Annotated in this window: 13 protein-coding genes; 7 read left to right on the top strand and 6 right to left on the bottom strand. The window is 75.8% G+C overall.

Features of this window, described 5'->3' with window-relative positions:
• Positions 1-147: 147 nt before the first annotated feature.
• A complete protein-coding gene (locus ACZ58X_RS38995) occupies positions 148-1,671 on the bottom strand; it encodes an MFS transporter (protein ID WP_470338309.1) in 1,524 nt (507 codons plus the stop codon).
• A gap of 154 nt (positions 1,672-1,825) precedes the next feature.
• Here ACZ58X_RS38995 and ACZ58X_RS39000 point away from each other — a divergent pair, with 154 nt between their 5' ends.
• The 4 genes from ACZ58X_RS39000 to ACZ58X_RS39015 all read left to right on the top strand — a co-directional run bounded on the left by ACZ58X_RS39000 (position 1,826) and on the right by ACZ58X_RS39015 (position 5,683).
• Entirely contained in the window at positions 1,826-2,728 is a 903-nt protein-coding gene (locus ACZ58X_RS39000) for a MarR family winged helix-turn-helix transcriptional regulator (protein WP_470338310.1), read from the top strand.
• 185 nt (positions 2,729-2,913) lie between these two features.
• Positions 2,914-3,108, top strand: coding sequence for a hypothetical protein (locus ACZ58X_RS39005; protein WP_470338311.1), 195 nt, complete (start codon positions 2,914-2,916; stop codon positions 3,106-3,108).
• Positions 3,109-3,169: 61 nt separating this feature from the next.
• Entirely contained in the window at positions 3,170-4,639 is a 1,470-nt protein-coding gene (locus tag ACZ58X_RS39010) for a phenylacetate--CoA ligase family protein (RefSeq protein ID WP_470338312.1), read from the top strand.
• Positions 4,640-5,683, top strand: coding sequence for a hypothetical protein (locus ACZ58X_RS39015; protein ID WP_470338313.1), 1,044 nt, complete (start codon positions 4,640-4,642; stop codon positions 5,681-5,683).
• Between the two features lie 55 nt (positions 5,684-5,738).
• Here ACZ58X_RS39015 and ACZ58X_RS39020 read toward each other — a convergent pair whose 3' ends face one another.
• Entirely contained in the window at positions 5,739-6,320 is a 582-nt protein-coding gene (locus ACZ58X_RS39020) for a TetR/AcrR family transcriptional regulator (RefSeq protein WP_470338314.1), read from the bottom strand.
• A 51-nt stretch (positions 6,321-6,371) separates the two neighbouring features.
• On the opposite strand from ACZ58X_RS39020, the gene ACZ58X_RS39025 reads away from it, so the two are divergent.
• Complete coding sequence (locus ACZ58X_RS39025; RefSeq protein WP_470338315.1) at positions 6,372-6,890, top strand: GNAT family N-acetyltransferase; 519 nt, start codon at positions 6,372-6,374, stop codon at positions 6,888-6,890.
• 40 nt (positions 6,891-6,930) lie between these two features.
• Here the strand turns inward: ACZ58X_RS39025 and ACZ58X_RS39030 are convergent, their stop codons facing one another.
• Together ACZ58X_RS39030 and ACZ58X_RS39035 are read right to left on the bottom strand one after the other, a co-directional pair.
• Complete coding sequence (locus ACZ58X_RS39030; protein ID WP_470338316.1) at positions 6,931-7,674, bottom strand: alpha/beta fold hydrolase; 744 nt, start codon at positions 7,672-7,674, stop codon at positions 6,931-6,933.
• A 200-nt stretch (positions 7,675-7,874) separates the two neighbouring features.
• On the bottom strand, positions 7,875-8,906 hold the full coding sequence (locus ACZ58X_RS39035) for an AraC family transcriptional regulator ligand-binding domain-containing protein (protein WP_470338317.1): 1,032 nt from the start codon (positions 8,904-8,906) through the stop codon (positions 7,875-7,877).
• 206 nt (positions 8,907-9,112) lie between these two features.
• On the opposite strand from ACZ58X_RS39035, the gene ACZ58X_RS39040 reads away from it, so the two are divergent.
• Together ACZ58X_RS39040 and ACZ58X_RS39045 are read left to right on the top strand one after the other, a co-directional pair.
• Positions 9,113-9,685 carry an NADPH-dependent FMN reductase gene (locus tag ACZ58X_RS39040; protein WP_470338318.1) on the top strand — a complete coding sequence of 191 codons (573 nt, stop codon included), beginning with the start codon at positions 9,113-9,115 and terminating at the stop codon, positions 9,683-9,685.
• Between the two features lie 388 nt (positions 9,686-10,073).
• On the top strand, positions 10,074-11,129 hold the full coding sequence (locus ACZ58X_RS39045; RefSeq protein ID WP_470338319.1) for an NAD-dependent epimerase/dehydratase family protein: 1,056 nt from the start codon (positions 10,074-10,076) through the stop codon (positions 11,127-11,129).
• Between the two features lie 97 nt (positions 11,130-11,226).
• Here ACZ58X_RS39045 and ACZ58X_RS39050 read toward each other — a convergent pair whose 3' ends face one another.
• Positions 11,227-12,375, bottom strand: a complete 1,149-nt coding sequence (locus ACZ58X_RS39050) for a sensor histidine kinase (protein WP_470338320.1) — start codon at positions 12,373-12,375, stop codon at positions 11,227-11,229.
• The gene (locus ACZ58X_RS39055; RefSeq protein WP_470338321.1) at positions 12,372-13,247 is read right to left on the bottom strand and encodes a response regulator transcription factor; all 876 of its coding nucleotides are present in this window, start codon (positions 13,245-13,247) and stop codon (positions 12,372-12,374) included. The genes ACZ58X_RS39050 and ACZ58X_RS39055 overlap by 4 nt, the downstream gene beginning before the upstream one ends.
• Positions 13,248-13,380 lie beyond the last annotated feature (133 nt).

The raw sequence follows: 13,380 nt of genomic DNA on the forward strand, positions 1-13,380 counted from the left end.
ACGGGGCCGACAGATCCCGTTGAGGACCCGAGGTCAGTCAGAGGGTGGGTCAGGCCCCGCCGGGAGACGCTCATGAACATCCTCACTGTCAGCGGGCGAGCGGTGAGTGGTGAGTGGTCCAGCGGTGAGCGGTCAGCGGGCGAGCGGTCAGCGGGCGGAGGGCAGGAGGTCGCCGGTCTCCTCCTCGTCGGCCGGTTCGGGCCGGGCCAGCCGGCTGGCGGGCAGGAACAGGCCCGCGAGGGCGGCGAGGAGGTAGCCGGCGACGCAGACCAGGGCGCCGGCCAGCAGGGCGGTGCGCAGGACGGTCGGGTCGTAGCCGTCGTGGGTCCGGCCGAAGAAGACGACGCCGGTGACGGCGACGCCGAGGGCCGCGCCGAACTGCTGGAAGGTGCTGTAGACCCCGGAGGCGGCCCCGGCCTCGCGGACATCGACGGTCGCCAGGGCGAGGTCGACCAGCGGCACGACGAGGAGGCCCAGGCCCACGCCCGCCAGGGCGAGCGGCCACAGCAGGTCCCAGCCGGACAGGCCGGCCCCGTGGGAGTCGACCACCTGGCGCACCCAGGCGGCGCCGCCGGCCTGCATCAGGGCGCCCAGCACGACGAGCGGCTTGCCGGCCGTCCGGGCGAGCGGCACCGACACGGCCGAGCCGAGGAAGGCGCCCCCGGTGAACGGCAGCAGGGTGAGCCCGGAGGCCATGGCGGAGAAGTGCAGGCCGAGTTGCAGGTAGAGGGCGAGGATCAGGAAGAACCCGGCCATGGCGCCGGAGAAGCACAGTTGGACGGCGCTGCCGGCGACGAAGCCCCGCTTGCCGAACAGGTGCATCGGCGCCAGCGGCGAGCCGTCCCGGCGCATCCGGCGCCGCTGGTTCACCACGAACCCGCCGAGCACCACCGGGGACGCGGCCAGCATGGCCAGGATCCAGCCGGGCCAGCCCGACTCCCGGCCCTCCACCAGTGGGAAGACCAGGAGGAACAGGCCGCTGGAGGCGAGCAGCAGGCCGGGGACGTCCAGGCGCAGCGGGTGGGCCGAGCGGGTGTCGGGCACCAGGCGCCGGGCGGCGACGAGCAGGGCGAGGCCGACGGGGACGTTGATGACGAAGATGCTGCGCCACCCGATGCCGAAGGCGTCGGCGGAGACGAGCCAGCCGCCGAGCAGCGGGCCGGCGACGGCTGCCATCCCGGAGACGGCGCCGATGATGCCGAGGATCGCGGCGCGTTCCCTGGGCCGGTACAGGGCCTGCACGGACGCGAGGACCTGGGGAACCATGAGGGCGGCGAAGGCACCCTGGACGACCCGGGCCGCCACCAGCGTGTCGCCGCTCTGGGCGAGTGCGGCGGCGAGCGAGGAGGCGGTGAAGCCGGCGACCCCGGAGAGGAACACCGTCCGGCGGCCGATGATGTCGCCGAGCCGTCCGCCGGTGATCAGGACGATCGCGAACGCCAGGGTGTAGCCGCCGACGACCCATTCCAGGTGGCCGGGGGTGGCGTGGACGTCCTCCTGGATGGCGGGCAGGCCGACGTTGACGATGGTGGCGTCGAGCAGGTCCATGAAGGACGCGACGATCAGGACGAGCATCGCGAGGCTGCGGCGGCGGTGGACGGGCGGGGTGTCCGGGGAGGCGGCGGCGGGCGCCTGGGCTCCGTCGGGCAGGGCGGTGCGCTGCTTGGGCATGGCCTTCTTCGATCGTTCGGAGGGATGGCGGCGGGCCCCGACCGTGGTCGCACCGCCCCAAAGTATTTCGTTCGGACGAAAGAAGCATAGCAAGTAGTTCGGCGTGGCGAAACAAGTAGTTCGGCGAAGCGAAGCAGCTTGCTAATCTGGGCGCATGACGACCACCGACCAGCCCTCGCGCGGCGAGCTCATCGCCCGGCTCAACACCGCCGGGCGGGAGCTGAGCACGGCCGCGGTTATGTTCCACAGCGCGCTCGCGCAGCTGCACGGACTGAGCAGCACCGAGGAGAAGGCCATCGACCTGCTCCAGCGCTTCGGCCCGCTCACCGCGCGCGAACTCGGCGAGCACTCCGGGCTCGCCCCGGCCTCGGTCACCGGGCTGGTCGACCGGCTCCAGCGCAAGGGCTTCGCCCGGCGGATCCCCAACCCCGCCGACAAGCGCAGCGTGCTCATCGAGGCCCCGGAGGCCCCGGCCGAGGCCCTCGCGCCGCACTTCGAGCACTTCATGAGCGGCATGGACGAGCTGTACGCCCGCTACAGCGACACCGAACTCGCCACCATCGCGGACTTCCTCGCCGCCGGCGCCACCGTCCAGCGCGAGGCGACCGCGCGACTGACCGCCGCATTGCCGGGCACCCGGCCGGGCGGCGGCGAGCCCGCCCTCACCCAGAGCCAGAAGCTGACCGTCCAGACCGCCGCCCACGGCGTCGTCGCCCTGATGGCCGCCGCCGACCCCGGGGCGTTCTCCTCCGCCCGGGCCGGCATGGCCGCCGGGAAGGCCCTCAGCTCCGCCACCGGCCTGACCGGACGCGTCCTGGCCGAGAAGCCCAAGGGCTTGAAGCTGGGCGGCAGGTCGACCGCCGACATCGCCGACCAGGTCTTCCCCGCCCTCGCCGCCTCGGCCGCCCTGCTCGGGGACGTCACCCCGGGCGAGGCCGAGAACTTCCGCTCCGTCATCCGGGTCGCGGTGGACGCCGCGCTGCGGATCCGCACCCCCGCGAGCCCGGCCATGACCGCCATGGCCGCCAGGATCGACGAGGCGCTCGACCGCGCCTGACGCCCCGGCCCACCACCCCCGCCCGAGCGGACATGACCGGACTGCCGCTCGCCTACGACTTCCCGGACCTGGACTTCCAGGGGATTCAACTCTGGTCCACTGGAGCGTAGTTGAGCACCGGCGGGCACTGCTCCACCGGCACTCGACGACAACTGAGGTGAATCGGCAGGGAATTACCCATGCACATGGGCTGTTCCGGAACCCCGTCCCGTGCCTACACTGCCGCTGCCCGCCGACCACTTCCCGGCCGCGGGCGACACCGCAGCGCGCGACCCCTGCGGCCGCACGCCCGCACGGAGGAGGAACCGATCATGGTCAAGCACTACCTCAAGTACGCCTACAGCACCCTCACCGCGGCGATGTTCCTGCACATGGCCTGATCCGGCCGACCCCGGCCAGGGCCGGGTGGTCCACCGTCCGACCCTGGCCCGGGGAGCCCGCTTGTTCGCGACCGCCATGAGCCAACTGCGCTACGGCGCAGCCATCCTGACGAACCGCCGGATCCGCCCCGGCGACCTGGAGCGCCTCGCCCGCGACCTGGTCGACACCATCGCCGAGTTCGGCGAGCCCGGCGAGGACTCGGCGCTGCTGCCCGGCCGGGCCGGGCAGGTCGACCCCCAGCTGCGCCGCGAGGTGACCCGGCGCAGCCTGCGCGCCACCGCCCGCGCCGCCGTCCGGCACACCGCCTACTACCGCCGGCGGTTCGCCGAACTCGACCTCGATCCGGCGAAGTTGGAGCCGGAGGACTGGTCGCGCGTGCCGGTCACCCCCAAGCAGGCGCTGAAAGCGCTGCCCGCCGCGTTCGTCTCCGCCGCCGCCACGCCCGCCCTGATGGCGCTCACCACCGGCACCAGCGGCGCCCCCACCGCGGTGTGGTTCTCCCGGGCCGAGATCGAGAGCGCCATCGCGTTCAGCACCATCTCCGCCGTGCTCGGTCTCGGCCTGCGGCCGCGCCACACCGTCGCCTACGCGGGCTGCTCGCGCGCCACCCTGCCGCTGGTCTACGCCGAGGAGTCGACCACCCGCGCCGGCGCCGGCTTCGTCCAGTTCGGCACCGTCGACCCGGCGTTGGCGCTGGACCGGCTGGCCGCCCCGCTCGGCCTGCCCGGCCGGGCCCCGCAGATCACCCACCTGACCACCTCCGCCTCCTACCTGGCCGCCCTGGTCCAGGAGGCCGAGCAACAGAAGTGGCAGAGCGGCGACTTCGGGCTGGAGTCGATCAGCGTCGGCGGCGAGGTGCTGTCCGCGCCGCTGCGCCGCCGGGCCGAGGCGGTGTTCGGCGCGGCCGTGGACTCGGCGTACCTGATGACCGAGATCCTGCCCTCGGGCGCGAGCCCCTGCACCGAGGGCCATCTGCACCACACCACCGAGTTCGGGCACCTGGAGGTGCTCGACCCGGTCAGCGGGGAGCCGACCGCCCCGGGCGGGATCGGCACCGTGGTGCACACCCCGTACGTGCCCTACCGCGAGTGCACCCTGCTGCTGCGGTACGCCACCGGGGACCTGGTCCGCCTCCCGGACGGGCCGCCGGACTGCGAACTCGCCCATCTGCCGGCCACCTCCGGGATCCTCGGCCGCTGGTCCGGCCCGCTGAGCACGGCCGTCACCACCCGCGAGGTGCTCGACCTGGTGGAGGCCGAGCCCGAAGTCCCGCTGCCCGCCCGGTACGCGCTCACCGAGGGACCAGGGGGGCCGGCGGGCCCGGCCCGGCTGCACCTGCTGGTCCCCCGGCTGCCCGCGACCGCCCTGCTCGGGCGGCTGGAGGAGCGGGCGGCGGCGGCCGGTCTGCGGCTGTCCGCCATCGTGCCGCACGAGGACCGGGCCACCATGCCGCCGACCGCGCCCGTGCGCGCCGACCTGCGCGAGCACAGCTTCGAGGCACCGGGCGCCACCGACCCCAGGAGGCGTTGAATGAGCGTCAGCCCCCTCGCGCTCACCGCGCTGAGCGCCGCCGTCGCCGTCGAGATCGCCGTCGCGGCCCGCTACCTGGCCCGGGTCCGGATGCCCCGGCCGCCGGTCGGGGTGTACACCGGGGGCGACGTCGCCGTGCTGTGCGCCGGTGTGGTCGTCGCGCCGCTGCTGTACGCCGCGCTGCCCGGGGCGGCCGTCTCCGCCGTGTTCGGCCTGGTGCTGTGCCTGGCCGTGCAGTTCACCCTCGCCCCGCTGCTCACCACCGCCGGGCTACGGGCCACGCCGTGGTCCTGGGGCGTCGCCCTCGGCGGCACCGCCGCCACCGCGCTCGCCGCCCTCACCGGCCACCCGGGCGGCGCCCGGGCGGGCAGCGGCCTGCTGATCGCCGTCGCGGTGGTCGGGGTCGCCAACCTGTGGACGCAGAGCGGCCTGCGGGCCGGGCACACCGCGGCCCTGGCCGCCACGCTCACCGTGTACGACCTGGCCGCCACCACGCTCACCGACACCACGACGCGCTTCTTCGCGCAGGTCCAGGACCGCCCGTTCGCGCCGGTGCTGGCCCTCACCGGCGGGGAGCGGCCGGTTGCGGTCGGCCTCGGTGACCTGCTGCTGCTCGTCCTGTTCCCGCTGGTCGCGGCGAAGGCGTACGGCCGGGCGGCGGCGTGGTCCGCCGCGCTCGCGGGCGTCCTGGTGACCAGCGCCGTCAGCGCCTGCTTCGCCCTCGGCGTGCTGTCCGGCGGCTTCCCGCTGCTGACCGCGCTGGGCCCGCTGATCGTCGCCCAGCACCTGTACTGGCGGTGGCGTTCGGGCGGCGAGCGCACCACCGCCCGCTGGCGCGAGGGCCGGCCCGGCCCGGCACCGGCGCCGTGCGGCACCGAACTCGCGGCCGCGCTGGCCGCGTCCGCGCCCGAGGGCGCCCCGCCGGGCAGCTGGCTGGCCCTCGGTGCCGGCCGGGTCCTGGGCACCGGCCCGACCCCGGGGCTGGCCCGGCGCGATGCCCGCCGCCAGGGGGCGGACACCCCCACCACCGCTCGGATGGTCTGAGCTCCCCGGCTCCGGGCCCGGCGGCAGCGGTGCGGCGTCGGCGGCCTCAGCAGACTCAGTCGAGGGTGGCGTCCAGGAAGTCCCGCCAGGCGGCCCGCACCCGGGGGGCGTGAGCCTCCCCCTCGCCGGCCAGCAGGTCCAGCAGCAGCCCGCGCAGCACGGCGAGCACCACGGTGGGGTTGGCCCGGGTGCCGTCGAGCACCCGGGCCAGCGGCGGGAGCCATTCCGCCAGCGAGGCGGCGCCGAAGTCCCGCCAGGGTTCGACGTGCCCGAAGGCGCGGACGTACCCCTCGAAGAACAGTCGCAGCGCGCCCCGGTGTTCCGGGTCCGCCAGCCAGGCCCAGAGCCGTTCGAGGGTCTCCCGGGCACCGCCGCCCTCCTCCTCCGAGCGTTCCAGCAGCGCCAGTTGCTCGGCCCGGCCGACCGCCAGCACCGCCCGGACCAGCTCCTCCTTCGAGCCGAAGAGGTAGAGCAGCACACGCGGGCTGGTACCGATCTCGGCCGCGAGCGGGCGCAGCGAGAGGTCGGACACGTTGTGCTCGGCGACGTAGCGGACGGTCGCGGCGAGCAGGTCCTCGCGGCGCACCGACGGGCGGCGCGGCGCGGGGCGGCTGGGTGCGTCGGCTGGGGTGGGCACGTGGTCTATCGTTCCACTGAAACGACTGTTTCACCAGAAGGGGATGGAGTCATGGCCACCACCGCACCCGGAACCGTCACCGTCCGCGAGGCCGACCGGCCCGGAGACCTGGGCGCCGTCGCGGCCCTGCACGGTGTCCTGTACACCCGCGAGTACGGCATGGACGCCACCATGGAGGCCTACGTCGCCGCCGGCATGGCCGAGTTGGTGCTGGCCAGGGTCGTCGAGGGCTCCGCGTCGCCCGGGCGGCTGTGGGTCGCCGAGCTGGACGGCCGGGTCGTCGGCGCCGTCGGCCTGGTCCGGGCCGAGGAGCGCCCCGGCTGGGGCCAGCTCCGCTGGGTGGTCCTCGACCCGGTGGCCCGCGGCCGGGGCCTGGGCCGCCGGATGCTGGAACTCGCCCTGGACGAGGCCCGCGACCGCCGGTACGAGGGCGTCCTGCTCTGGACGATCGCCGGCCTCGACGCCGCCCACCACCTGTACGCGACGGCCGGGTTCGAGCTCACCCTCTCCCGCCCGGCCCACAAGTTCGGCCTGGACACCGTGGAGCAGCGGATGGAACTGCGCCTCTGACGGCCCGACCCGGCGCGCGCCGCCGTCGTACGCGCCGCCGTCAGCCGGACCCGCGGGTGCGGGTCCACCGCTCGCAGCGCCGGCCCACCGGGCGGGGCGGCTCCCCCACGGCCAGGAGCAGGTCCACCAGTTCGTCGAGGGCCTCGGCCACCACATCGTGCCCGGCGGCGAGCTCGTGCACCGTCCAGCCGGGATCCCCGGCGAGCCGGTCACGGAGCGCGCCGGCCGACGGCCGCGCGGACTCCGCGGCCCCGGCCAGGTGGACGTAGTCCCGCTGCCGCACCCGGTCCTGGGCACCGGTGAGCCGGATCCGCTGGAGCTGGGAGGCCAACGGGTGGGCGGTGAGCCGGGGATCGGCCCGGAGCGCGGGCGGCGGCGGCGCCACCGAGTGGCCGTCCGCTCCGACGCCGGCCAGCAGCCGCCGCTGCCGGGCCGCGGAACTCAGGCTCCAGGCCGAGTCCCCGTCGCCGGGCACGAAGGCGTCCAGGTAGACCAGGGTGTCGACCCGTTCCGGCACCCGGTCGGCCGCCCCGGTGACGGGCATCCCGCCGTAGCCGTGTCCGACCAGCACCGCGTCCTCGATCCGTTCCGCCTCCAGGAGCGACACCACGTCCTGGACGTGGGTGTCCAGGTTCACCGCCGCGCCGGACAGGTGGCGCCGGGACCCGAGGCCGGTCAGGGTCAGCGGGTGCACCCGATGGCCGTACAGGCGCAGTTCACCGGCGAGCGGCTCGTACCACCAGCCGCCGCGGAACGAACCGGGGACGAGGACGAACGTGGTCATGGTGCTTCCTCCGAGGGTCCTGGGCGGCTGCCGGGCGCCGGGCCGCACCGCGGGGCCCGGCGGGGGCGGTCGATCACCGCGCCGCCCGTGGAACGCTAGGACGGGTCGGGCCGCGGGTGGACTGGCCCGGGGCGCCAACAGGGGGACAGCTCGCGCCACGGCCCTCACGCCACGGCCGCCACCCGCGGGCGGCCGGGAGGTCAGCCGCGCTCGGCGGCGGCCGGCAGCGGCACCGCCGACTTGCGGTAGGTGTCCGGGGTGTGGCCGGTCCAGCGCTGGAACGCCCGGCGCAGGGCCCGCGGGTCGGCGTAGCCGAGGCGGGCGGCGATCGACTGGACCGGGAGCCGGGTGTCGCGCAGCAGCCGGGCGGCCTGTTCGTGGCGGACGGCGTCGATCTCCTCGCGCCAGGTGGTGCCGTGGTCGCTGAGCCGGCGCTGCAGGGTCCGCGGGCTCACCGCGAGTCGGCCGGCCACCCGGTCCAGGGAGAGCAGGTCCTCGGCGAGGGCCTCGGCCAGGGCGGCCCGGAAGGTGTCGCGCCAGTCGGGCGCCGGGCGGGCCGTGGCCAGGCCCATCTCGACGTAGCGCCGCATGATGCGGGCCAGTTCCGGGTCCGCGGTGGCGGCCCCCTGCCCGGCGTCGAGCAGGACGATCGCGTTGGTGGGCTGGTCGAAGTCGATCCGGGCGGTGCCGAAGGCCTCGACCAGGTGCCGGTGCCGCCGGGGTGCCGGGTGGGCGAAGGCGACCCGGACCGGGCCGGCGGAGGCGCCGCCGGCCTCCCGCATCCGCTGCAGGAAGGTGGCCAGGGCGAAGACGCTGATCTCCCGGTCCACGCCGTCCCGGAACGGCAGCCCGTGGTAGTGCAGGGTGAGGTGGCGGCCGTCCTCGACCACGTCGAGCGAGACGGCCGGATCGGTCAGCGCGCTGATCCACCGGGCCCCCTCCCGCAGGCCGTCGGCCAGGGTGGGGGCGCTGGTGACCAGGTAGTCCCAGGCGTGCAGGCTGCCCAGCGGGACGTTCCCGGCGACCAGCAGACCGGCCCCGTCCCCGCCCCGGAGGAAGATCAGCTCCCAGATCCGGTTGATCGCAGTGGTGGGGACCCTGGTCAGGTCGTCGGCGAGCGCGGCCGGTTCCAGCCCCGTGGCCAGCGCGATCTCCTGCGGGGCTATCCCCAGCCGGAGCGCGCTGCTGCGGACGAGCCGCACCAGGTGGGCGGGAACCGTGTCTCTGTGCACAGGGCGCGATTCTAATGGCACGCCAGAAATCAAGGCCGTGGCACCCGCCGGTCGCGAACGGTCCCCCTCCTGGCGCGAACGGTCCCCCTTGGCGCCGATGGTCCCCCCGCTGGCGCGTCCGGCCTCCTCCTGGGCTCTCGCGCCGCCCCTACGGTCGAAAACCGGGGGGCCGGTCGGTTCCCCGTCGTTCCGAGGAAGGACCAGCCGTGACCGTTCCCACGATCCTCGCCATCTCCGGCAGCCTGCGCGCCGACTCCCACAACACCGCCCTGCTGCACGCCGCCCGCAAGCACAACCCGGGCGGCCTGGAGATCGAGCTCTACGACCGCCTGCGGGAGATCCCGCCCTACGACTTCGACCTGGACACCCCCGAGGCCCGGCCCGCCGTCGTGCAGGAGCTGCGCGACCGGATCACCGCGGCCGACGGACTGCTGATCGCCACGCCGGAGTTCAACTACTCCGTCCCCGGCGTCCTGAAGAACGCGCTCGACTGGGTCAGCACCGACTGGACCAAGACCGAGGGCCTGCCGCTGCAGCGCAAGCCGATCGCGATCCTCGGGGCCGCGCCGACCAACTTCGGTTCGGTCCGGGCGCAGCTGGCTCTGCGCCAGGTGTTCATCTGGACGCACAGCGACGTGGTGGTCAAGCCCGAGCTCATCGTCTTCCGCTCGCACGAGCGCTTCGACGAGGCGGGCAACCTGGTCGACCAGGGCACCATCGCGCTGCTCCAGGACCTGCTCGACGCGCTGCGCCAGAAGATCACCGCCGCCCGCGGCTGACGCCCGCATCCGGGGCCCGTTCAACTCCGGTCCGCCGAGCGGCCGTTCTGGACGGATGCGCCTGGAACCGGGCTCCCGCTGGACGGTTGTCAGGTCTGGCGGGGCACGCCGGCGGGCACAGTACTGACATCCGGATACGGGCCCGGCCGCCACTCCCCCACGAGCGCGACCGGGCCCCGACCGGCGACCGGGCCTGGGCGTGACTCCCCCCACGGAGCAGCGGCCGGGCCCGTCGACTGTTCATCCGGCGACACGCAGCGTACATGTCATCTCTACCCAGCGCTACCTCGCCGTCGACCGGGGCGCCCCCGCCCGGTTCCTTACCGAAGCGTGACACGGCCCCCGGATCGGCCGTTCGCCGGGGCCGCGGGCGGTAGCGTCCCCGGTCATGAGGATTCTGGTCACCGGCGGCGCCGGTTTCATCGGTTCGGCCGTGGTACGGGCCCTCGCGGCGGCCGGCCACCAAGTCCGCGTGCTGGACGCGCTGTTGCCCGCCGTCCACCCCACCGGGGCGGTGCCCCCGCTGCCGGACGGCGTCGACTTCCGGCACGGGGACGTCCGGGACGCGGAGGCGGTCGAGGCCGCACTGGCCGGGGTGGACGCGGTCTGCCACCAGGCCGCCATGGTCGGGCTCGGCCTGGACCTCGACGACGCGCCCGCCTACGCGGGCTGCAACGACCTGGGCACCGCCGTCCTGCTCGCCGCCATGGCCCGGGCGGGGGTGCGCAGCCTCGTCCTCGGCGGGTCGATGGTGGTCTACGGCGAGGGCCGCTACCGCTGCCCCGAACACGGGGAGGTCTCCCCCGGCCCCCGGCACCCCGGCGAGCTGGACGCCGGACGCTTCGAGCCGCCGTGCCCCGAGTGCGGCGCCGGGCTGCGCCCCGGCCTGGTCGCCGAGGACGCCCCGGCCGACCCGCGCAACGTCTACGCCGCCACCAAGCTCGCCCAGGAACACCTGTCCGGCGCCTGGGCCCGCGCCTGCGGGGGGCGGCTCCTGACGCTGCGCTACCACAACGTGTACGGGCCGGGGATGCCGCGCGACACCCCGTACGCGGGGGTGGCCTCGCTGTTCCGCTCGGCGCTGGCCCGGGGCGAGGCGCCGCGGGTGTTCGAGGACGGCGGGCAGCGCCGGGACTTCGTCCACGTCCGGGACGTCGCGGCGGCCAACCTGGCCGCGCTCACGGCGGTCGGCGACCGGGCCCCGGGCAGCGTGCGGGCGTACAACACGGGCAGCGGCGAGGTCCGGACGGTCGGCGAGATGGCCGGGGCCCTGGCCGCCGCCCACGGCGGGCCGGCGCCGGTGGTGACCGGGCAGTACCGGCTCGGCGACGTCCGGCACATCACCGCGGACTCCGCGCGGCTGCGCGCGGAGCTGGGCTGGCGGGCCCGGGTGGGCTTCGCCGACGGCATGGTGGAGTTCGCGGCGGCGGCGCAGCGCGCCTGAGCGCCTCCGGGCGGACGCCGGGCGAACGCCGGGCGCGGGCAGGCTGCCGAGCGAGGGCGGGCTGCCGAGCGAGGGCGGCCCGGCCGCCCGGAGGCGTTCAGCCCCGGGCGGCCGGCAGGACGATCTCGAAGCAGCAGCCCCCGGCGACGTTGCGAACCCGGGCCTGCCCGGCGTGGGCCTCCACGATGCCCCGGACGATGGCCAGCCCGAGCCCGGCGCCGCCCTCGCCCCGTTCCCGGGCACCGCCCGGGCCGGCCGGTGGCGGGGTGCGGGCGGCGCTGCCGCGCCAGCCCGTCTCGAACACCCGGGGCAGGTCCGGCTCCGGGATGCCGCCGCAGCCGTCGGTGACGGCGAGCACCACCTCGTCCGCCTCCCGGCGGGCGGAGACCGCGACCACGCCGTCCTCCGGGGTGGAGCGGATCGCGTTGACCAGCAGGTTGCCCAGCACCCGGGTGATCTCCCCGGAGTCCACCTCGACGGGCTCGGCGGCGACCTGCCCGCCCTCCAGCCGGACCCCGCGCTGCCGGGCCAGCGGGTGGGCCCCGGCGAGCGCCTCGTCGACCAGGTCGTACACGGACACCCGGGACACCGACAGGGCCAGTGCGCCCGCCTGGATCCGGGAGAGCTCGAAGAGGTCGTCGACCATCCCGGTGAGCCGTTCGACCTCGGTCCGCATCCGCCGCAGGTACTCCTCGGGGCGCTCGGCGACGCCGTCCTCCAGGGCCTCCGCCATGGCGCGCAGGCCCGCCAGCGGGGTGCGCAGGTCGTGCGAGATCCAGGCGATCAGCTCCCGCCGGGAGGTGTCCAGGGCCTGCGAGCGCGCCCTGGACTCGGCCAGCCGGGCACTGGTGGCGGCCAACTCGGCGCCGAGCTGCGCCAGTTCCAGGCCGAGCGGGCGCTCGGGCGCGGCGAATCCGGCATCGCTGCCGACCGTCCGGGCGGCCACCGTCAGCGCCCGGCTCCCGGCCACCACCTGGCGGCCCAGCAGCGCGGCGGTGGCCAGCGAGACCACGGCGGCCATCGCCAGCACCGTGATCACCACCCCGAGGTCGTGCCGGGACAGGAACATCGCCTGCGCCACCGCGAAGGTCCCGGAGGTGACCGCCAGCACGGTCACGGCGGCGACGCAGAACAGCGACAGCGCGAGCGAGCGGCGGCGCAGCAGCCGGACGGCCGCCCAGCCGAGCAGGCCCGCCCCGCCCGCGCCGAGCGCGGCGAACAGCGCGATCAGCAGCAGGTCCTTCACGCCGGGCCGCCCTTCGCGCCGGTGTGCGCGCCCTCGGCCGGCGCCGGGTCGTAGCGGTAGCCGACGCCCCACACCGTGGAGACCAGCCTCGGCGCGGCCGGGTCGTCCTCGATCTTCTCGCGCACCCGGCGCACATGGACGGTCACCGTGGAGAGGTCGCCGAAGTCCCAGCCCCAGACCCGCTCCATCAGCTCCTGCCGGGAGAACACCGTGTGCGGGTGCCGGAGCAGGAACGCCAGCAGGTCGAACTCCCGCAGGGTCAGCGCCAGTTCACGGCCGCCCCGGTACGCCCGGCGGGCCTGCGGGTCGAGCGCGATGTCGCCCGAGACCAGCCGCCCGCCGCCCGGCCCCGCCGGCCCGGCCGCCGCCCCCGCCGCGCCCGCGCGGGAGCGGCGCAGCACCGACTGGACCCGCAGGACGAGCTCGCGCGGGCTGAACGGCTTGGTGACGTAGTCGTCCGCGCCGAGTTCGAGCCCGAGGATCCGGTCGGTCTCGTCGCCCTTGGCGGTGAGCAGCACGACCGGCAGCTCGGCGCCGTCCGGGTCGGTGCGCAGCCGGCGGAGGATCTCCAGGCCGTCGATGCCCGGCAGCATGAGGTCCAGGACCACCAGGTCCGGCCGGGGGGCGGTGCGGGCCAGGGCGAGGCCCCGGGGGCCGTCGGCGGCGCGGTCGACGTGGTGGCCCGCGCGGGTCAGGTAGCCGGCGACGACCTCGGCCACCGTGGGGTCGTCGTCGACCACCAGGATGCGGCCGGGCCGGGTCGGTCCGGCGGCGGGCGCCGGGCCGGTGGTGGCAGGCGTCGGTTCGGTGCCGGTGTCAGGCTCCGGGTCAGTGGCGGGCGCCGGTGCGGCGGCGGTGGGGCTCTCGTTCACCTCGCCGAGGATACGAGCCGACGACGGCCGCCGGCGGCCACCGGGACGGCACGTCCGCGTTCCGTAAGATCCCCCTGCCCGGCTCGGCGGCTCCCCGGCCGTCCCCCGAACGGGGCGCACCGCCCCGACGTCG

It is taken from the genome of Kitasatospora sp. NPDC040550, assembly GCF_055594965.1.